The sequence below is a fragment of the Halomonas sp. AOP13-D3-9 genome (assembly GCF_052379125.1).
Taxonomy (GTDB): Bacteria; Pseudomonadota; Gammaproteobacteria; order Pseudomonadales; family Halomonadaceae; genus Vreelandella.
The window spans coordinates 77,434-95,815 of sequence record NZ_JBQSYH010000010.1; the positions used below are offsets into that span (position 1 = coordinate 77,434).

Below are 18,382 nucleotides of genomic sequence, written 5' to 3' on the forward strand. Positions count from 1 at the left end.
CGCAATGCCGCGGCATGTTGATTAGGCGAAGCATAGCCAGCACGGCACCACAATGGAAAGACTAATTGACGTCCTGCTGAAGATTTTGTTTACTCATGGGATACTTGGTTGACGTTAACGTTAACTTACTGCTATACCCTGTGTACTTGCCTTACCGCGATGTGCTTTTAAAAACCGCTTTTCTATAACCATAACAACCACAATCATAAATAGGAGCAACGCTATGTCCGTTCGCGAAATTCCCATGTATATCGATGGTCAGCCTGTGCAGTCGCAAAGCCAGGAGTGGCGCGATGTGGTCAACCCCGCCACGCAAGAGGTGGTAGCGCGGGTGCCGTTCTGTACCGCTGACGAGGTGGAGCGCGCTATCAGCAGCGCTAAAGAGGCGTTTAAGGAGTGGCGTAAAGTGCCGCTGGGTAAACGCATGCGCATTATGCTCAAGCTTCAGGCACTGATTCGCGACAATACCGCAGAGTTGGCGGCGCTGATCACCGAAGAGCACGGCAAAACGCTTCCCGATGCGGAAGGGGAAGTTGGCCGGGGCTTGGAAGTGGTGGAGCACGCCTGTTCGATTACCTCGCTGCAGTTGGGTGAGCTGGCAGAAAACGCTGCCAACGAGGTGGACGTTTATACGATGCACCAACCGTTGGGGGTGGGCGCCGGTATTACCGCTTTTAATTTCCCGATTATGCTGCCGTGCTTTATGTTTCCGCTGGCGATTGCCACCGGTAACACCTTTGTTCTTAAACCATCAGAGCAAGACCCTAGCTCCACCATGCGCTTAGTGGAGCTAGCCCACGAAGCTGGCGTCCCTGCGGGTGTGCTCAATGTGGTGCACGGTGGCCCCGATGTGGCCAACCAAATTGCTGATCACCAGGATATCAGAGCGCTCTCGTTCATCGGCTCTACCCATGTGGGCTCGTTGCTGTATAACCGTGCAGCGGCGGCAGGCAAGCGTATGCAGGCGATGATGGGGGCCAAGAACCACTGCGTGGTGATGCCCGATGCTAACCGTAGCCAGGCGATCAACAACCTGCTGGGCTCAGCCTTTGGCGCGGCGGGCCAACGCTGCATGGCAAACTCTGTGGTGGTGCTGGTAGGCGAGGCGCGTGAGTGGCTGAGCGATATCGTTGATGCGGCGCGTGAAATGAAAGTCGGCCCGGGCACCCAACTCGATGCGGATTTAGGCCCGCTGGTATCACCAGCTGCTCGTGACCGCGTGCTGCGTTTAATCGATGCGGGGGAGAAAGAGGGTGCCAAACTGATGGTCGATGGGCGCAATGTTCAGGTAGAGGGCTATCCCAACGGCAACTTTGTTGGGCCGACTCTGTTTGCTGACGTAACGGCGGATATGACCATTTACCGGGAAGAGATTTTTGGTCCCGTGCTGTGCGTGGTGAGTGTTGAAACGCTGGATGAGGCGATTGCCTTTATCAATGCCAACCCTAACGGCAACGGCACCTCTATCTTTACTAACTTGGGTTGGGTAGCACGCCGCTTTGAAACCGATGTAGACGTTGGCCAAATTGGTATCAACGTACCGATTCCCGTACCAGTTGCCTATTTCAGTTTTACCGGTTCGAGGGCTTCGAAACTGGGTGATTTAGGCCCTAACGGCAAGCAGGCGATCGCGTTCTGGACACAAACCAAAACGGTGACGGCACGTTGGTTTGAGCCGGAGAACGTATCCAGCGGTATCAACAGCACCATCTCGCTGGGCTAATGAAAGCGACCTAAACTGCCGCACATCGGCCCGACTTTAAGCGGGCCGATGAATCATCCGACAGCGTAGGGCTAAAAATTATCAAACAGCGGCAGGCTCTCTTCAAGCAACTGCTCGATCGGATCAAGCTGGCTTTCGTGTAAAACTAGCAGTGACTGCCCGTGCATAAATTCATCAGCTGGCGGCACCAGAAGCGCAAACTCTCCCTCTTCAAGGTGAAACTCATGTATTTCGCGCATACCCAGCGGTGTCATGCATTGGGCGCAACGATAGTTGTCATCTTCACCGTAAATAAGGCGATGATACATTTTAAACAACGTATACAGGGCTAAACCGCCTTCAAATGCAGGCCAGCGCGCTGGGGCCTCGCGAATGTCGCTGGAGAGGTCTTGGCCCTCGGCTTCGGCGCCTGCAATCGCATCGGCTAGCGGGGCAGCAAGAATGGCGTTTTTGTCGGCAGGTAGCGGCGTGTTGTGCTTAGAGGCGTGTTCAAAATCCTGCACTGCACGTTTAAAGTCAGGCACCCCATCAAGGGGATAATCGACATGCTGGAGGTCTTCGGGTTCAAAACCGCCGTTTTCCCAGCCATGGATAACGCGGAGTGTCATTTGACCCCGTGTCATTGGGCGGGCAAGTAACATATGTAACATGATACGAATGTGCAGCTGACGCTCATCGGTATCATTTTCAAACGCTCGGTAGGGGTCAGCAAACAGCTCATTTAGACGACCGGGTGTATGTTCCTTGGCTTCGTTATGGCTCATAGCGGTTTCCCTTTGAACGAGCTATTTATATTTTTAGGAGTAGGTCGCGATTTTTCTTAGCTAATTAAGCCAGTATGGCGAGAGAAGCAGCTAAATAAAAGTTTCTTCATTTAGCTTTTTGTTACCTATCAGCTAAACCGTTTTTACTAGATGTTTAAATTTAACAATAAAGAGGTGAGTATGTCTGCATCATTGAGTCGCTTTAACGTTCCTGAAACATTGGATGATCTGCCAGAAGATATTCGCAGTTCCATTTTGGCCGTGCAGGAAAAAGCGGGGTTTGTGCCCAATGTCTTTCTGATGCTGGCCCATCGCCCTGCAGAGTTTCGGGCTTTTTTTGCCTATCACGATGCGTTAATGGAGCGCGAATCGGACACGCTCACCAAAGCCGAAAAAGAGATGATTGTAGTCGCTACTAGTGCGCGCAACCGCTGCTTGTATTGTGTAGTCGCTCACGGTGCACTGGTGCGTATTTACAGCAAAGACCCGCTGCTTGCAGATCAAGTGGCGATCAACCATCGCGTGGCGCCGATTAGTGAGCGCCACCGGGTGATGCTCGATTTCGCCATGCACTGTGCCATTGATGTCGGTGAAATGACCGACGAGTGGTTCACGCGCTTACGGGAAGTGGGCTTTAGCCAAGAGGACTGCTGGGATATAGGCGCCATAGCGGCATTTTTTGGTTTGTCGAATCGGTTGGTTACATTGGCGGGCACGCCGCCTAATGAGGAGTTTTACTTAATGGGGCGTGTGCCTCGCTAAGGTGCGAACATTGTATCTTAAACTTTACTAAGCCGTGAATCTGATTGAGAATAGTTCCTGAATCAGTGTTAACACCGTTCTTAAGCGTACCTACATTCACTGTCGCCAGGGGAGCCCCTGCTCAAAAGGGCTGAGATGCGCACTGCGCAGACCCTGGAACCTGATCCGGTTAGTACCGGCGGAGGAAGCGCGACATGCTTTACCTAACGTCAGCCGTGCTCGGCGCGGCGCTCTGCTGCTTTGCTTTTTTAGGCCTGCGTGCTCGCTGGGTGGACGGTCCACTTGACGACTACGTAACCGCACGCAACTCGCAAACAGCTTCTACCCTTGGGCTCTCCTTTCTTGCTTCTGGTATGGGCGCATGGATTCTCTTTGCGCCTCCCGAAATTGGTGCCTTCGTCGGCCCGCTAGCCCTTGTTGGTTATGCGCTAGGCTCTGCATTGCCATTTATTGTCTTGGGGCTGTATGGGCCGAAGATTCGCCGTGCGTTGCCGGAGGGGCGCAGTATCGCCGAGTTTGCTGAGGCGTGCTATGGCCCTGGTGTACGGCGCTGGGTAACCCTGGTCTCCATCGCCTATATGGCGTGTTTTTTAGCCGCTGAACTCACCGCCATTGGGGCCATCACCGCGCTGCTTTCCGATGTGCCGCCCGCGCTGGTGATTATTGGCGTGGCGCTTACTACGCTGGTGTATACCGCAGCGGGAGGCCTGAGAGCCAGCCTTGCCACTGACCGTTGGCAGGCGTGGCTGCTGCTGGTACTGCTGTGTGTGGTGGGTGGCATGGCACTATGGCGACTTCCCACTATTCCCAATGAGGCTGCGCTCCCGTCTATTCCCATCACCAGTGCGCTCAGCGTAGCGTTAACGCTAGTGATCGCGGTAACGGCAGCGAACCTTTTCCACCAAGGCTATTGGCAGCGTGTATGGGCCGCTCAAGATGATCAAAGCTTGGGGCGCGGCGCCTGGTTAGGCGGCGCAATGACCGTAGTGGTAGTGATGGTGATTGGCGGTCTGGGCGTGTTGGCGGCGATGAGCGGTGTGCCGCTCGGCGAGCCGCCAATGCCTTTCTTTGCCCTGTTAAGTGATGCTCCCGTTTGGCTGACGTTACCGGCTTTGGTGCTGGCGGTGACCTTGGTAGCCTCCAGCGTTGATACGCTACAAAACGGTATTGCTTCGCTCGTGGTGGCCCGCAGCGAACAGCAGGGCGTTTCACTGGTGGCTGCTCGTTGGGTGACGGTCGTCGTGATGATCCCGGTGGTAGTGATCGCCCTGCAGGGCCTGTCGGTACTGCGACTATTCTTGATTGCTGATTTGCTGTGTGCCGCCATTGTGGTGCCTGTGCTGCTCGGCTTATGGCAACGCATGACGCCAATTGCGGCCATTATGGGGGGTGTCGCCGGCCTGCTGGGTGCCATTCTCCCTGGTTGGTTAAGCCAAGGTAGCCTGGTCGCTGGGGTCGTGGCTGCAAGTTTTCCGGGCAGTATTCCCACCTTGGGGCCATTCGTCGGAGCGTTAATCGCCTCAACGCTCACTAGCGTCCTTCTCGCGGGTTTAATTAAGAAAAAGTGAGTATAAAGTGAGTATTAAGCAGTAAAGGGCTGATCGCGTTATGCTGGTAGAATAACACCTACCTCATGGTTGATATGACAATGAGCTATCCCATAGCGCCTGACGAAGAGGTTCGACTAGCAGCCCTTCATCAGATCGAACTGCTAGACACTCCTGACGAGCCTGCCTTCGACCGAGTCACCCGATTGGTGACCCAGTTGCTTAATGTGTCCATCTCAACGTTTACGCTGATGGATGCTAACCGGCAGTGGTTTAAGTCGCGAGTCGGCGTAGAGTTTCGCGAAACGCCACGCGACTTGGCTTTCTGTGCCTACACGGTGGCTACCTCTGAGCCGTTGATTGTTGAAGATGCCTGCCAGGATCCTCGCTTTGCCGATAACCCATTGGTGACTGGTTCCAGCAGCATTCGTTTCTATGTAGGTATTCCTCTACGCTCTTTGCAAGGTTTGGCATTAGGTTCACTCTGCGCGCTCGACACAAAGCCTCGCACGATTAGTGAGGATGAGCTAGCTGCCTTGCAAGACTTAGCCGCGATTATTACCGATGAGATTCACTTACGAGAGCGGCTGGTTATGGAGAAGAAACACGCCCAGGCCTCCCTGCAGGCGCTGAATGAGTTACACCACAGCATGGAGTGCCAAATCGAGCGGCGTACTAATGAGCTTAATCTCGTTATCGAATCAGCCTACGACGCTTATATCAGTCTTGATGCACACGACGTCATTTTGGATTGGAATAAAGCCGCTGAAATGATGTTTGGTTGGCCACGCAAACAAGCCCTGGCGAGACCAATCACGCAGCTCGTCTTTCCTGCTGGCTTGCCTAGCGCTAATGACAGCGCAGCTATTGAGTTTATGGCACACCGTTACGATGGCAACGCAATGCCCGTCGAGGTGCGCATCAAAAAACTGATAATTGACGGGCGCGAGCGGCGAAGCCTTTTTATCCACGACATAACCGAACGCCAACAGCTTGAGCGACTACGCGACCAGCAGGCCAGGGAAGATGTCTTAACCCAACTGCCCAACCGGCGAGCCCTGGATGAACGTTTGCCTGATGCCATGGCGCGTGCCCGGCGTGCCCAAAAGCCCCTGGCAGTGCTCTTCATGGATCTGGATGGTTTTAAAGCAATTAACGACGCTCATGGCCATGCCATGGGTGATGAGCTGCTACGTGTGATTGCTAAACGGTTGGCGCAAGCTGTCCGTGAAACTGATTATGTCGCGCGCTGGGCCGGGGATGAGTTTGTTTTACTATTGGAAGGCAGTGAGCCTACGGCCATTGAGCAGTTGGCTGATAAATTAATTCAGGTAGTTCAAGAGCCAATGGTCGCTGGCAAAGCAGCGCTAAACGTCAGTGTCAGCATTGGGGTTGCTTTGTATCTATCCGCCAGCGCCGAGACCGCCAACGAACTGCTAAAGCGTGCCGATGTGGCGATGTATGAAGCTAAACGTTCTGGAAAAGCCCAAGTCCGTATTGCCCAGCCTGTTGGTAGAGCTTGTTAAGCACCAGGGAAACCTTTCAAGGACGACCATGATTCGAACGATTTTGACCACCCCGGAAGGCGAAACTCACGAAAGCGATGAACGCCTAATGGACGTTTGGCACTCCACGCCTGGCAGCCATATCTGGATTGATATGGAAGGGGAGTCCCAACAAAGCGAGCGGACGATTTTAGAGGCGTTTGAGTTTCATCCGATGGCGATTCAAGATGCCCACAAAGAGCGCCATCCGCCTAAAATCGAAGAGTTTGATAATCACACCTTGATTATTTATCGCGGTATCTCCTCCTTTGATGCCGAACTAAACTACCTGCCTCAGCAGGTCTGCTTCTTTGTGGGCGAGCGATTTCTGGTTACCCTCCATCCCGGCCAAGCGCTCTCCATAGAACGGCTATTCAACGAGCACGGTAAAGCCCTACTGGCCCACTCGCCGGAACATGTCGCACTGCGGGTGATGTATATTTCAGCGGGCTTTTATATCGATAGCCTGCTTGAGTTTGAAACCGCATTAAGCGATCTGGAAGACGAGCTGCTGGAAAATGGTAATGATGTGCTAATGCGCAAGATCATCACCTATCGCTCGCGGCTGGTTAAAATGCGTCGCATCTTTAGCTACCACCAGGGGATTACCCAAGAACTCACCGCTTATGACTATGAGCATTTACCGCGGGAAGAGAGCGAAACCCTGCACGCGATCAACGATGTGGCGGATCGCTTCGAGCGCCTCTATACCTTGACCCAAATGTACTACGACATTTGCGGTGACCTAATCGATGGCTATATCTCTATTTCCTCCCACCAGCTAAATATCACCATGCGGGTGCTCACGGTGATTACCGCGATTTTTGTGCCTCTTACGTTTATTGCCGGAATTTACGGCATGAACTTCGAAAATATGCCCGAGCTGCGTTATCAGTACGGCTACTTTTTTGTCTGGGGAGCCATGCTGGGTATTGCGGGTGTCATGGTTTGGCTATTTAAGCGCAAGCATTGGTTTTAGGCTAGCCAGTGAGCGACTCGCCAGGAAACGAAAAATTGACGCATACATAGGTGGTCAGCGGTTGAGTGTGGCATCCTCTCCAGCGACCAAGACTATAAGGCATAAAGCCGTCGACTAGCGTTTTCACTGGGAGTTGTTCCATGACCATTATGATGATCGGGCTGCTGATTTTTTTAGGCAGCCACTCTGTACGTATTTTTGCTGAAAACTGGCGTCAGCAGCAGATTGCCAAACACGGTGAAACCACCTGGAAAGTCGCCTATTCGGCGGTCTCCATCGTTGGCCTGGCCATTGCGATTTATGGTTTCGGGCAGATGCGCCTCGACCCCCTCTATATCTGGCACCCGCCCATGGGCATGCGCCATGCGGTAGCACTGCTGATGGTACCTGCCTTTATTATGCTGGTGGCGGCCTATGTTCCAGGCAATGCCATCAAGGCCAAGCTGGGCCACCCGATGATGCTGTCAGTAAAAATCTGGGCGTTTGCTCATCTGCTGGCCAACGGTCGCTTGGGTGATATTATCTTTTTTGCTGCCTTTCTTATCTGGGCTATCCTGGCGTTTAAAACCGCTAAAAAGCGCGACCGCCTTACACCGCCTACGCCCGTAAGCACGCATAAAATGGCCACCATTGCTACCGTGCTCGTAGGCTTAGTAGCGTATGTTGTGTTCGCTTTTTATCTGCATACAGCGCTAATTGGCGTGCCTGTTTTTAGCTAATCTTTATTTAGTAATCGGGCGTTAGCCCAACCTAGGAGTCACTCCATGGTCGAGACGACACACACGGTGCCAACCACAATGGCCGCTATGTTATTAACTGGACATGGTGATATCGAAAAGCTGGAATATCATCAGGATGTCGCCACGCCGCAGCCCAAAGCGGGTGAAGTACTGGTGCAGGTGACCGCGACGGCGAAGAACAACACTGACCGTAAGGCCCGGGAAGGGCTTTATCCCACCAAGGACAAGGGCGATGTTACCTCCTTTGCCATGGGCGGCACCCCCACGTTAACCTTCCCACGGGTTCAAGGCGCCGACGTCGCTGGCCGTATAGTGGCGGTCGGCGAAGGCGTTGACATTGAGCGCATTGGTCAGCGCGGGCTGCTGGATTTCAATATTTACGCCGACGAGCGCCGCGATATTAATCTAACCCCGGATTACTACGGCCATGGAGCCGACGGCGGGTTTGCTGAGTATATTGCCGTGCCTGCTGATCAGTTTTATCATGTGCCCAACCCAGAGCTGCACGACGCCGAACTGGCTTCAATGGGCATGTGTTCTTATCAAACCGCTTACCACATGATGACTGCCGCCAATGTAAGTGCCGGCGAGCGTGTTTTGGTCAGTGGCGCCAGCGGTGGGGTGGGCACCGCGCTAATTCAGCTCTGTCGTATTGTGGGCGCTATCCCCTATGCGGTCAGTCAGTTAGACAAGGCCGAGGCGCTCAAAGCATTAGGTGCGGAAGCGGTGATTGATCGTGGCGACCTGCCCACCTTTGTTGAGCGGGTGCTGGAAACCACTGCTGGCCAACCGATTGATGCAGTGATGGATTTGGTTGGTGGTGAGATGACCAACCTGTTTATCGACACCATGATTGTCGATATGCAGGGCCGCAAGAGCTACCCGCGCCTTTCCATTGCCGGGGCTAGCGGTGGCAATCTTAGCGAAATGATGTGGACACGCGTGTATCTTTACCAAGTGCAGATATTTGGCGTTTCCCACGGCACCCGTGAAGAGGCCGAACAGCTGGTGGCGTGGATTCGCAGCGGGGAGTTAAAGCCAGTACTGCATGCGGCGTTTAAGCTTTCTGACCTGCACGCCGCCGAGCGCTATTTTGTTAACCGGGGCAGCAATTATCTGGGCAAAATTGTGCTTGTTCCCGATGCTCAGTGGGCCTCCCACGGTGCGCCGTTCGCCCTTGAAAATTCTTCTTCTGCCGTTCAGGAGCGCCGCTAGTGCATAACCTGCATACCATTCAGCTAATGGACACTCATGCCGGCGGCGATGTTAGTCGTATCGTCACGGGGGGGATTGATAGTCTGCCGGGCGCCACTGTGCGCGAGCAGATGGAGTACCTGCGCGATGACGCCGACGGTTTGCGTCGCCTGCTGCTCGAAGAGCCTTACGGTATTCCGGAAATGTCGGTTGATTTGCTAGTGCCCGCCACTCACCCAGAAGCGGTCGCGGGTTACATCATTATGGAAGTGATGGGCTACCCCATTTACTCCGGCTCCAACACGCTGTGTACCGCCACTGCAGTGTTGGAGAGTGGCATTGTGCCCAAGCAGGAAGGTATTCAGCGTTTTAAGCTGGAAGCGCCGGCGGGTCTAGTGCAAATCGAAGCAAAGGTGCATAACGGCGTGGTGGAGTCGGTGACCTGTGGCGGTCTGCCCAGCTATATCGATACCTATCGCGATACGATTCAAGTCCCGGGGGTTGGCGAAGTCACTTATTCGATTGCTTATAGCGGTGGTTTTTACGCTCTAGTCGATGCCACTGAGCTGGGCTTTAAGCTTTCCCGTGATGAAGAGCGCGCGCTTTCGGAGTGTGCCTACAAAATTGTCGAAGCGATAAAAGCGCAGCGAGGCTTTTCCCACTACACTCTGGGCGATGTTGGGCCGCTGCCATTTTTGCACTTTATGGGACCTGAAGAGCAGATAGGGGAGGGGTATACACGTTCACGGTCAACGACCTACGTTCATCCAGGCGTTATTTGCCGCAGCACAACGGGCACCGGCACCTCGGCACGTCTAGCGCTAATGCACTACGAAGGACGTTTGAATGTAGGTGATAAGCTAGAGACGGTGTCACTGCGTGAGACGGGGTTTATCGGCACCTTCATTGGCACCCATCAGGAAGGGGCTTACCAGGTAGTGGAAAATACCATTACCGGCCGCAGCTATGTACTGGCCCACTCGGATATTGTGATTAACTGTGATGACCCGATGGTCGCGTGTGGCGAGCTACACCATATCTTGCGCGACCGTCACTCGCCGGAAGCCCTGCCTTTAGAAACATAGCCCTTAGAAACATAGCCGTTAGAAACATGATCTTTGGAAACATAGCCTTCGGCGACTAAACGTTCCCATACCGGGGTCTTTTCGGCCTCGGTCATGCTGCCCCAAACCGCAATTTCATCCAGCGTGCGGCCACACCCTTCGCACACTGATTTTGTTGGTTCAATCTGACAGATTTGTATGCAGGGCGAAAGGGGGCGCTGAGCGGGAGGTGCGGTGTCTTTAGTCATTAAGAGGCCGACACCTTACCGCGCAGCGATTTAATTTTGCCCTTACGGGTTTTGTGATCGACGCGGCGGCGCTGCGAGCCTTTGGTAGGCTTAGTGGCACGGCGTACTTTCTGCTGCTTGGTGGCACTCTGTATCAGCTCTTTTAAACGCGCTAGCGCATCCTCTTTATTCAGCTCGAGCTTACGATGGCTCTGGGCTTTAATAATGACCACGCCCTCTTTGCTAATGCGCTGGTCGGACAGCGCCATTAAGCGCTCCTTGTACAGCGGGGGCAGCGTGGAACTCAGAATGTCGAAGCGCAGGTGTACCGCTGAAGCGACTTTATTGACGTTCTGGCCGCCCGCGCCTTGGGCGCGAATCTGGCTAATATCAATCTCCCAGTCAGCCAGGGTAACGTTACTTGAAATGGTGAGCATTAATGGCCTCTGTGTTACTCGTGAACCCATAAGGCTAGCACAATTGGCACAGAGGCAGTGGTCGCTACACGCTTATCACGCTCAATTAACTGGCTAGATTGTTGACCGGCTGACCATTGATATACGCCAGTAGATTGCTAAAGGCATCGCCAAAATAGAGCTCGTAGCTATCTTTCTCTACATAGCCAAGGTGTGGCGTGGCGACAAGGTTGGGCAGCTCTAGTAGCGAGTCAGCCAAGAGCGGTTCCGCGTCAAAAACGTCGACGGCGGCTTGGCCGGGCTGCCCGGCTTTTAGAGCCTGCTCCAGTGCCCCTGGCGCCACTAGCTGAGCACGGCTGGTATTTACCAACAAAGACGTCGGCTTCATTTGGGCGAGGGATTCAGCGCTGACAATACCGCGTGTTTCGTCGTTCAAACGCAGGTGCAGGCTGAGTACATCCGCACGCTGAAACAGATCGGCCTGACTTTCGGCCACTTCAAGACCGGCATCAGAGGCGCGCTGACGAGTGCCTTCCCGGCCCCACACCAACACCTTCATTTCAAATGCCTGACCGTAGCGTGCCACTAAACTGCCGATTTTTCCGTAGCCAAAAATGCCGAGTGTGCGACCTTTCAGACCTGTACCTAAGGTGCGTTGCCAACGGCCTGCTTTCAGGTTCTCAACCTCTGCCGGTATATGGCGCATCGCGGCCAGCACCAAACCCCAGGTTAATTCCGCTGCAGCGTAGGGCGAACCGGTGCCCGTCATTACCGTTATGCCATGACGGTGACAGGCCGCTATATCCACATGCGCGGCACCGCCACCGGTTTGGCTAATCACTTTCAGATTGGGCAAACGCTCAAGTAGGGCTGCGGTTATCGGTGTGCGTTCGCGAATAAGCACTAGCGCCTCGGCTGCCTGGAAACGCTCACTCAGCGCGTCCAGGTCGGTAAGGGTGTCGTGATAAACCGTTACATCATGGCCTTCGAGCTGTTTGAAGGCATCTAAATGGCGCACACAGTCCTGGTAATCATCGGCAATGACAATCTTCATTAAAAGGTCTCCTCAAACTGGCCTTATCGATAATGGCAAAACTGAGCGTCGTAGGCTGTGCTGTTATAGAGTGATACTAACCTGAAAACTCACCATCAAGGAGCCATCAATGAGTGATTACCTATTAGATGACGCGCCGCTAAGCCCAGGGGTTATTTATCGGCTGCTATCTGGCAGCGTTTGCCCCCGGCCAATTGCCTGGGTATCTACCCAGGATAAGCGGGGAAATACCAATTTGGCGCCGTTTTCCTTCTTTAACGTGGCCAGTGTGAATCCGCCTGTGCTGGCATTTTCGCCATTACTCAATGGCAGCGGCGAACTTAAAGACACGGTGCGCAATTTAAATGAAGTACCTGAATGCGTCGTGCATGTGGGTAGTGAAGGGTTAATTGAAGCGCTCAATACCACCAGCGCCAGCTTGCCGCCGGGGGAGGATGAGTTTGCCCTGGCGGAGCTTGAAAAAGCCGTGATGCCTGGCGTCAACGTACCGCGGATTGCCAATGCTCCTGTGGCGTTTGGCTGCAAACTTTTTGATATGATCCGGTTTGGTGACCAGCCTTTGGCAGGCACGTTAGTGCTGGCTCAAGTCGTCTCCATCCATATTGACGATTCGCTGTGGGACGGCCGCCATGTGGATATGGATTTGCTCAAGCCTGTTGGGCGTTTAGCTGGCAGTGATTACATTCGGATTAGCGACCGTTTTGCCATCGAAAGACCCGCATAAAACGCATAATTTAGAGCTTTTGGCGGGCTTGAAATTAATTGTTACATTCTAAGTAATATTTGTTACTTATTAATCAACGATAATTAATCTTTAGTCGTATATTCTCCTGCCGATAGTAATAACTAAAAGCTCGGTAATGTGGCGAAGGTGTGAGGGGGGCACGACATACCTTTGCCCATGCTATTTACGTGGGGAAGTGATCTAGCCATTAAGGAGCAGATCAATGCAACGATTGGGAACCTGGTTATTAAGAGAAGTCTTATTAAAAAGGATTGTATTAACAATAGCTTTATTAGGCGGGGTGTTTGCTCCACTGCTAGCGCAGGCGGAACTGACCTTTGGGATTGTTGCCCCTTCCAGCGGGGGGGCAGCACCGCTAGGGCTGGGCATGCAAAAAGGTATCGAGACCTACTTTGCCGAGGTCAATGCAGAGGGTGGGGTTAATGGCGAAACGCTTGCCTTGATTGCCCGCGATGATCAGTACAAACCGCTGCAAGCCGCCAGTAATACCCGAGAACTTATTCAAGAGGATGAAGTGCTGGCTGCGATTGGCAATGTCGGCACTCCGACGGCTACCGTTACCATTCCCATTTATAACGAATATGAAACGCTGCTTTATGGGGCGTTTACCGGTGCAGGCGTACTGCGTAAGACACCGCCAGACCGCTACGTGATTAACTATCGGGCCAGCTACGTACAAGAAACCGCCGCCATGGTGGATGGGCTGTTGGAAGCAGGGGTGTTGCCCGAGGAAATTGCCTTCTTCACCCAAAACGATAGCTTTGGCGATGCGGGATATAATGGTGCCTCACAAGCGTTAACTGCCCATGGCGTCGATAATATCGAGGCACTGGCCCATGGACGCTTTACCCGCGGAACTCGCAATATTCACCAGGGGCTAGCGACCATTCTGGAAGCGCCGGTGACGCCACGGGCGATTATTATTGTGGGCACCTACGGGCCTGCAGCGGACTTTATTCGTGAAGCGAAGAATGACCTTCCTGAGGCGGTATTTCTGAACGTCTCTTTTGTGGGCAGCCAAGCGCTTATAGATGAGCTCGGCGATCTGGCCGAAGGTGTCATCATTACCCAGGTCGTACCACCCTTGGATGCCGACTTGCCTGCTGTTGAGTCTTACCGCCAAGCGCTGGAAAGTCATGCCAATGGTAGTGAACCTGACTTTATCTCACTCGAAGGTTACCTGGCCGCGAAACTCTTTGTGGAGGGAGTGAGAGCCGCCGGAGCGAATCCAGACCGTGACGCCATTGTGGATGGTTTACTCGGTTTAGGCTCGGTTGATATTGGACTAGAAGAGCCGGTTAGCTTGGGGACGAACGACCATCAAGCCAGCGATGCGGTGTGGCCAACGATTATCACTAATGGCCGTTTTGAGTCCGTGGAATGGGCGAGCTTGTTGCCTTAAAGGTTTCATTCACAAAGCTTACGTTACCTGTAAGACCCTGACACAAGTGAAAACAGATAATGAAAAAAACCTTAAGTATTCGAGCGATGTTGATCAGCCTGTTCTTGGCTGCGGTGCTGGGCGCCGTCGTACTGGCAGCAACAGGCTGGACCACCAACCAACGGCTAATCGACTCACAGCGCTATATTACCGGTGAGGTGTTACCGCTTCAGGATGCCAGCATGGGCATGGTGCTCACCATGGGGGCATTTGGTCAACGCCATGCGGATTTGCTTGCCGCAGAAAGCATGGCGGGTCTAGATGCAGCCACCACTCAAGCGGAATTGAATAAGCGATTTAATGATGCACGGCAAGGCCTCCATGGGGTTGATAAAACGCAAGGATTGAGTGACCTGGATAGCCACTATCAGGCGTTGCTGGAAGGGGATACGGCGCTGGAGGCCGTACGCCGTGAAGAGTTGAGCCTGCAAACGCAGATGGCCGAGCGCATTAGTGCTATGCAAGCGCTCATTTCACAAGTGATGCTGAGCGCTGAAGATATTGCCGGTCGTACGGCGTTAGCGCAGGTTCGTAGTGATCGTGAACAGCGCGAGTTAATGGAGGCCTGGCGCGAAGATGGCATGACCACGCTGCCAACGCAGCTGCTTGACAACATGTTTACCGCGCAGGCGGATATCGGACGCCTAAGTGGCAATGCGCGCATGGCGTTGGCGGTGCTGTCTGACCTGGGGCGCCAGATGATGCAAACGGATAGCGCCGACGCGCTGGTCAACTTGCGCCACAATGAAATTGCCCAACAGGTGGGGCTGGCTCGCCAGTCACTCGCAGCGATCGCCAATGCGCCGAGTACTGAAGTAGAGCAGCGCGCGCTGATTAGTGATTTAGACGATGTTATTGTCGAACTGGAAGGACTGATGGTATCCGACGACGACGCCGTCTATGAGCTGCGTTTACAGCAGCTATCGCTTAACGAACAGGTGCAGGCGGCGCTGACAAATGTTGCGCAAGCTATGACACAGATGCGAGCAGCGCTAAGTGACGTGGAAGCGTATACCGTTGGGCAGGCGGATAGTGCCGCGACGCAAGCTGAGACGCTAGCCAACGCAGGTCGCTCGTTACTGATTATGGTGACTCTGGCGGTCATCGCACTGCTGGCGATTTTTGGTTGGCGTACCATGGTTCGCGTGCTGGGGCCGCTAGTGGCAATGCGCCAGCAAATGGAAAGCATCAGCGGCGCCGCAGGGGAAAATGCCGACCTCTCCAAGCGTCTTGAGCTTAAGCGCAACGATGAAGTGGGCCAAACTGCTCAAGCGTTCAATAACATGATGGATACCTTTGAAGGCATGGTGGCGCAAATACGCGAAAGCGCCGAATCCATTGCGGCCAGCAGCCGACAAATTGCCGCAGGTAATGAGAACCTCTCACAGCGTACTGACCAGCAGGCGGCCTCGTTGGCGGAAACGGCTTCAAGCCTTGAAGAGATTACTGCCACGGTGAAACAGACCGCTGAGTACGCTGACCAGGCCAAAGACGCCAGCGGCAATGTCGATCAACGCGCACGTGCAGCAGGCGATGTGTCAACGCGCACGACGGCGGCGATGAGTGATATTCGCGAGGCAAGCGAAAAAATCACCTCGATCATTAAAGCCATTGACGATATCGCCTTTCAAACCAACTTGCTGGCGCTCAATGCTTCCGTTGAAGCGGCGCGAGCCGGTGAGCAGGGGCGTGGGTTTGCCGTGGTGGCCCAGGAAGTACGCAAACTGGCCGGTCGTAGCGCCGAAGAAGCCGCCCAAATTCGTCATTTGGTAGACGACAGTGTCGCCAAAGTGAGTGAAGGCGAGCAGCTCGTGAACGCCTCTAGTCAGCACTTGCAGGAAATCATTGATAGCCTGAGTGAGGTGACCCGCTATGTTGTCGAGATTGCAGGGGCGACCCATGAGCAATCTGCGGGTATCGACCAGATCAATCAGGCAATTTCGCAGTTGGATCAAGTGACCCACCAGAATGCCCGGTTGGTACAAGAAGCGACGACCGCCAGCCATACCCTGGATGACCGCGCCGGGGATATGCATTCACTGGTAGGGCGATTCCGCGTCAGTGACACGGCAGGGCAGCAGCGTCTCTCTCTCCCACAGAAGGAAGAAGTTACTCAGTAGTAAGCAATTACTACCTGTTGTTGGAAAGCGCTTGCTAGTCTCATCTAACACGCCCCGCGTGTGCTCAAACACTCGATCAATAATCATAAGATAAACAGATAAGAGGAGCACGGAGATGAGCAGCAAGCGCATTTTAATGATCACCGGCGATTTCACTGAAGATTATGAAACCATGGTGCCGTTTCAGGCACTCATGGCCGTTGGCCACAGTGTCGATGCTGTCTGCCCTGGGAAAGCCTCAGGCGACACCGTGGCCACCGCGATTCATGACTTTGAAGGCGATCAAACCTATTCCGAAAAGCCCGGCCACCGCTTTGCACTGAACGCTGATTTCGCCAGCACTAATCCAGCCGATTATGATGCGCTGGTGGTGCCTGGTGGCCGTGCACCGGAGTATCTTCGCTTGAATAAAGAGGTGCTAACCATGGTTCAGCACTTTTTTGAGACTAATAAGCCCGTGGCTGCGATTTGTCACGGCGCCCAGCTGTTAGCTGCTGCCAACGTGTTGGAAGGCCGGCAGTGCTCTGCGTACCCTGCCTGCCAGCCGGAGGTAGAACTTGCGGGTGGCCACTTTGCCAACCTGGAAGTGACCGATGCGGTAACGGATGGCAATTTGGTCACTGCACCTGCTTGGCCTGCCCACCCGGCTTGGCTTGCCCAGTTTATGGCGTTACTGAATAAGTAAGTTTATCCGCAGTGATAACGACGTTTGCGCCCAGCACCCGCTGGGCGCTCTGCGCTTATGTCCGCTATGCTAATGACTCGTGTGGAGGCTAATAGGCCAAGAGACGATGTCTACCCAAAGAGACTACGCCCATGTGTAAACTGTTTATTCAAGCTGACCCCGAGCTGTGGCGCAGTGCGACACACTCGCTGCGTATCGATGGTATGGTCACCAGCGTGCGCATGGAGAATTATTTCTGGCACATTCTCGAAGAGATTGCCCAGCGAGATGGCATGAACACGGCCCAGATGATTACCCGGCTGTATCACGAATCCATCGACGCCGGGCATGATTTGGGCAACTTCACCTCGTTTTTGCGTGTTTGTGCGCTGCGTTATCAAGCGCTTCAATTGAGTGGGGATATCCCCGCCCAGCATCAAGTGCCTATCGCCACCCTGGACGCTGAGCGAATTTTAGCGCGCGAAGGTGGCAATAGGCGTGATCAAATACATTAACGAAAAAGGCCTATTCAAGTCGCGCATCCAGCGCCGCTAAAAACTGCTCGATACGCGCAGCATTGGTACCCACATCGCTGGCGCCAAGGCGTGATGCCGAGCGCATATCCACCTGCACGCCGTTTTCAACGTCGGTTAAGCGAATAACGACATCATCCTCAAAGCCAAACCAGCGCGTAGTCGCGGTAGCTTCTATATGATTGTCGGTAATGCGGGCGATACGCCAACCAGCTTCTTCGGCCTCTGCTTGCGCGGCAGCCAACACCGATTGCGGGGAGGCGGCCAAGACCAACGGCTGGATATTGGGATAAGCGGCTTGCTGTTGCTGCGCGGTGGCTGCGCCGGGATAGTCGACCCCGTTAGGCGCCGCTTCTCGCGCCTCGGCCAAGGCTTCAAAGGCAGGCGGGTTCTGCGTATCGGTGGTGATATCATGAATGGCGGGCACCTGCTGGGCGCGTTGCCAATGTTGCCAGGGTACATAAAGCAGCGCTGTAGCGGCGATGATCACCAGCGTGGCCATTAAAGCGGGCGTAGAACGGCGAGCCAGCATGCTCCATAGCAGCGCGATAATGCTCACGGCTACCGCCCCTCCGGCAGCATAGACGCCGTTGCGCAGTAAGTTGAACGCCTCGCCGAGGCTGATAAGTTCACCGCGATAAGCCGGCCCGGCGCCTGCCATCATCAGTGCCGCTGCGGCTATCAGTAGAATGGCTAAGACCGCCAGCACGTTTGGCCAGCGGCCACCGCGAGGGCGCGCCTGGGTTGGTCGCGTTACCATGTTCTCTCCTTAATACAGCGTATTTCGCTATTCTTAGCACACATACTTCTTAGCACAAACACGGCTTAGCAAAAACACGGCGCCACCAATGGGCAAAGTGAACGT

At 54.1% G+C, this 18,382-nt stretch carries 18 protein-coding genes and 1 riboswitch; of the genes, 13 read left to right on the forward strand and 5 right to left on the reverse strand.

Annotated features, from left to right (window positions below; all coding sequences use genetic code 11):
* The first annotated feature begins 223 nt into the window (after positions 1 to 223).
* Positions 224 to 1,723 (forward strand): CoA-acylating methylmalonate-semialdehyde dehydrogenase, encoded by a 1,500-nt coding sequence (locus tag ACT3UM_RS12535; protein WP_498899234.1) that lies wholly within the window; start codon positions 224 to 226, stop codon positions 1,721 to 1,723.
* A gap of 71 nt (positions 1,724 to 1,794) precedes the next feature.
* On the opposite strand, the gene ACT3UM_RS12540 is transcribed toward ACT3UM_RS12535, so the two are convergent.
* Positions 1,795 to 2,487, reverse strand: coding sequence for a hypothetical protein (locus ACT3UM_RS12540; protein ID WP_498899236.1), 693 nt, complete (start codon positions 2,485 to 2,487; stop codon positions 1,795 to 1,797).
* 180 nt (positions 2,488 to 2,667) lie between these two features.
* On the opposite strand from ACT3UM_RS12540, the gene ACT3UM_RS12545 reads away from it, so the two are divergent.
* The 7 genes from ACT3UM_RS12545 (at position 2,668) to ACT3UM_RS12575 (ending at position 10,338) form a co-directional block, all read left to right on the forward strand.
* The gene (locus ACT3UM_RS12545) at positions 2,668 to 3,249 is read left to right on the forward strand and encodes a peroxidase-related enzyme (RefSeq protein WP_498899238.1); all 582 of its coding nucleotides are present in this window, start codon (positions 2,668 to 2,670) and stop codon (positions 3,247 to 3,249) included.
* 97 nt (positions 3,250 to 3,346) lie between these two features.
* Positions 3,347 to 3,454, forward strand: a riboswitch (TPP riboswitch).
* Positions 3,444 to 4,817 (forward strand): SLC5/6 family protein, encoded by a 1,374-nt coding sequence (locus ACT3UM_RS12550; RefSeq protein ID WP_498899240.1) that lies wholly within the window; start codon positions 3,444 to 3,446, stop codon positions 4,815 to 4,817. Its footprint overlaps the riboswitch before it by 11 nt.
* A gap of 80 nt (positions 4,818 to 4,897) precedes the next feature.
* Positions 4,898 to 6,322: a diguanylate cyclase domain-containing protein gene (locus ACT3UM_RS12555; RefSeq protein ID WP_498899242.1), complete on the forward strand. Its 1,425-nt coding sequence runs from the start codon at positions 4,898 to 4,900 to the stop codon at positions 6,320 to 6,322.
* Positions 6,323 to 6,350: 28 nt separating this feature from the next.
* Positions 6,351 to 7,319, forward strand: a complete 969-nt coding sequence (gene corA / locus ACT3UM_RS12560; protein WP_498899244.1) for a magnesium/cobalt transporter CorA — start codon at positions 6,351 to 6,353, stop codon at positions 7,317 to 7,319.
* A 140-nt stretch (positions 7,320 to 7,459) separates the two neighbouring features.
* Entirely contained in the window at positions 7,460 to 8,038 is a 579-nt protein-coding gene (locus ACT3UM_RS12565; RefSeq protein WP_498899246.1) for an NnrU family protein, read from the forward strand.
* Between the two features lie 45 nt (positions 8,039 to 8,083).
* Entirely contained in the window at positions 8,084 to 9,274 is a 1,191-nt protein-coding gene (locus ACT3UM_RS12570) for a zinc-binding dehydrogenase (RefSeq protein WP_498899248.1), read from the forward strand.
* Positions 9,274 to 10,338: a proline racemase family protein gene (locus ACT3UM_RS12575; protein WP_172821663.1), complete on the forward strand. Its 1,065-nt coding sequence runs from the start codon at positions 9,274 to 9,276 to the stop codon at positions 10,336 to 10,338. The genes ACT3UM_RS12570 and ACT3UM_RS12575 overlap by 1 nt, the downstream gene beginning before the upstream one ends.
* Here the strand turns inward: ACT3UM_RS12575 and ACT3UM_RS12580 are convergent.
* The 3 genes from ACT3UM_RS12580 to ACT3UM_RS12590 all read right to left on the reverse strand — a co-directional run bounded on the left by ACT3UM_RS12580 (position 10,305) and on the right by ACT3UM_RS12590 (position 12,014).
* Positions 10,305 to 10,565 (reverse strand): DUF1289 domain-containing protein, encoded by a 261-nt coding sequence (locus ACT3UM_RS12580; protein WP_498899250.1) that lies wholly within the window; start codon positions 10,563 to 10,565, stop codon positions 10,305 to 10,307. The genes ACT3UM_RS12575 and ACT3UM_RS12580 overlap by 34 nt on opposite strands.
* Positions 10,565 to 10,981 carry an alternative ribosome rescue aminoacyl-tRNA hydrolase ArfB gene (gene arfB / locus ACT3UM_RS12585; protein WP_064234834.1) on the reverse strand — a complete coding sequence of 139 codons (417 nt, stop codon included), beginning with the start codon at positions 10,979 to 10,981 and terminating at the stop codon, positions 10,565 to 10,567. Before arfB ends, ACT3UM_RS12580 begins: the two co-directional genes overlap by 1 nt.
* An 85-nt stretch (positions 10,982 to 11,066) precedes the next feature.
* Complete coding sequence (locus ACT3UM_RS12590) at positions 11,067 to 12,014, reverse strand: D-2-hydroxyacid dehydrogenase family protein (RefSeq protein WP_498899253.1); 948 nt, start codon at positions 12,012 to 12,014, stop codon at positions 11,067 to 11,069.
* 109 nt (positions 12,015 to 12,123) lie between these two features.
* Here ACT3UM_RS12590 and ACT3UM_RS12595 point away from each other — a divergent pair, with 109 nt between their 5' ends.
* From ACT3UM_RS12595 to ACT3UM_RS12615, 5 genes are all read left to right on the forward strand, one after another.
* Positions 12,124 to 12,738, forward strand: coding sequence for a flavin reductase family protein (locus tag ACT3UM_RS12595; protein WP_035584595.1), 615 nt, complete (start codon positions 12,124 to 12,126; stop codon positions 12,736 to 12,738).
* A 223-nt stretch (positions 12,739 to 12,961) separates the two neighbouring features.
* Positions 12,962 to 14,161, forward strand: a complete 1,200-nt coding sequence (locus ACT3UM_RS12600; protein ID WP_498899256.1) for an ABC transporter substrate-binding protein — start codon at positions 12,962 to 12,964, stop codon at positions 14,159 to 14,161.
* A gap of 59 nt (positions 14,162 to 14,220) precedes the next feature.
* A complete protein-coding gene (locus tag ACT3UM_RS12605) occupies positions 14,221 to 16,320 on the forward strand; it encodes a methyl-accepting chemotaxis protein (protein ID WP_498899258.1) in 2,100 nt (699 codons plus the stop codon).
* A 115-nt stretch (positions 16,321 to 16,435) separates the two neighbouring features.
* Complete coding sequence (locus ACT3UM_RS12610; RefSeq protein WP_498899260.1) at positions 16,436 to 17,005, forward strand: DJ-1/PfpI family protein; 570 nt, start codon at positions 16,436 to 16,438, stop codon at positions 17,003 to 17,005.
* Between the two features lie 131 nt (positions 17,006 to 17,136).
* A complete protein-coding gene (locus tag ACT3UM_RS12615) occupies positions 17,137 to 17,499 on the forward strand; it encodes a ribbon-helix-helix domain-containing protein (protein ID WP_035584583.1) in 363 nt (120 codons plus the stop codon).
* A 10-nt stretch (positions 17,500 to 17,509) separates the two neighbouring features.
* On the opposite strand, the gene ACT3UM_RS12620 is transcribed toward ACT3UM_RS12615, so the two are convergent.
* Positions 17,510 to 18,277: a DUF1499 domain-containing protein gene (locus ACT3UM_RS12620; protein WP_498899262.1), complete on the reverse strand. Its 768-nt coding sequence runs from the start codon at positions 18,275 to 18,277 to the stop codon at positions 17,510 to 17,512.
* Positions 18,278 to 18,382: the final 105 nt, after the last annotated feature.

Excerpts from the sequence above, each read along its gene's own strand:
- ACT3UM_RS12540 (WP_498899236.1), bottom strand. The coding sequence starts at position 2,487 with ATGAGCCATAACGAAGCCAAGGAACATACACCCGGTCGTCTAAATGAG.
- ACT3UM_RS12570 (WP_498899248.1), top strand. The coding sequence starts at position 8,084 with ATGGTCGAGACGACACACACGGTGCCAACCACAATGGCCGCTATGTTA.
- ACT3UM_RS12535 (WP_498899234.1), top strand. The coding sequence starts at position 224 with ATGTCCGTTCGCGAAATTCCCATGTATATCGATGGTCAGCCTGTGCAG.
- arfB (WP_064234834.1), bottom strand. The coding sequence starts at position 10,981 with ATGCTCACCATTTCAAGTAACGTTACCCTGGCTGACTGGGAGATTGAT.
- corA (WP_498899244.1), top strand. The coding sequence starts at position 6,351 with ATGATTCGAACGATTTTGACCACCCCGGAAGGCGAAACTCACGAAAGC.
- ACT3UM_RS12610 (WP_498899260.1), top strand. The coding sequence starts at position 16,436 with ATGAGCAGCAAGCGCATTTTAATGATCACCGGCGATTTCACTGAAGAT.
- ACT3UM_RS12555 (WP_498899242.1), top strand. The coding sequence starts at position 4,898 with ATGAGCTATCCCATAGCGCCTGACGAAGAGGTTCGACTAGCAGCCCTT.
- ACT3UM_RS12620 (WP_498899262.1), bottom strand. The coding sequence starts at position 18,277 with ATGGTAACGCGACCAACCCAGGCGCGCCCTCGCGGTGGCCGCTGGCCA.
- ACT3UM_RS12545 (WP_498899238.1), top strand. The coding sequence starts at position 2,668 with ATGTCTGCATCATTGAGTCGCTTTAACGTTCCTGAAACATTGGATGAT.
- ACT3UM_RS12590 (WP_498899253.1), bottom strand. The coding sequence starts at position 12,014 with ATGAAGATTGTCATTGCCGATGATTACCAGGACTGTGTGCGCCATTTA.
- ACT3UM_RS12605 (WP_498899258.1), top strand. The coding sequence starts at position 14,221 with ATGAAAAAAACCTTAAGTATTCGAGCGATGTTGATCAGCCTGTTCTTG.
- ACT3UM_RS12550 (WP_498899240.1), top strand. The coding sequence starts at position 3,444 with ATGCTTTACCTAACGTCAGCCGTGCTCGGCGCGGCGCTCTGCTGCTTT.
- ACT3UM_RS12595 (WP_035584595.1), top strand. The coding sequence starts at position 12,124 with ATGAGTGATTACCTATTAGATGACGCGCCGCTAAGCCCAGGGGTTATT.
- ACT3UM_RS12580 (WP_498899250.1), bottom strand. The coding sequence starts at position 10,565 with ATGACTAAAGACACCGCACCTCCCGCTCAGCGCCCCCTTTCGCCCTGC.
- ACT3UM_RS12615 (WP_035584583.1), top strand. The coding sequence starts at position 17,137 with ATGTGTAAACTGTTTATTCAAGCTGACCCCGAGCTGTGGCGCAGTGCG.
- ACT3UM_RS12600 (WP_498899256.1), top strand. The coding sequence starts at position 12,962 with ATGCAACGATTGGGAACCTGGTTATTAAGAGAAGTCTTATTAAAAAGG.
- ACT3UM_RS12565 (WP_498899246.1), top strand. The coding sequence starts at position 7,460 with ATGACCATTATGATGATCGGGCTGCTGATTTTTTTAGGCAGCCACTCT.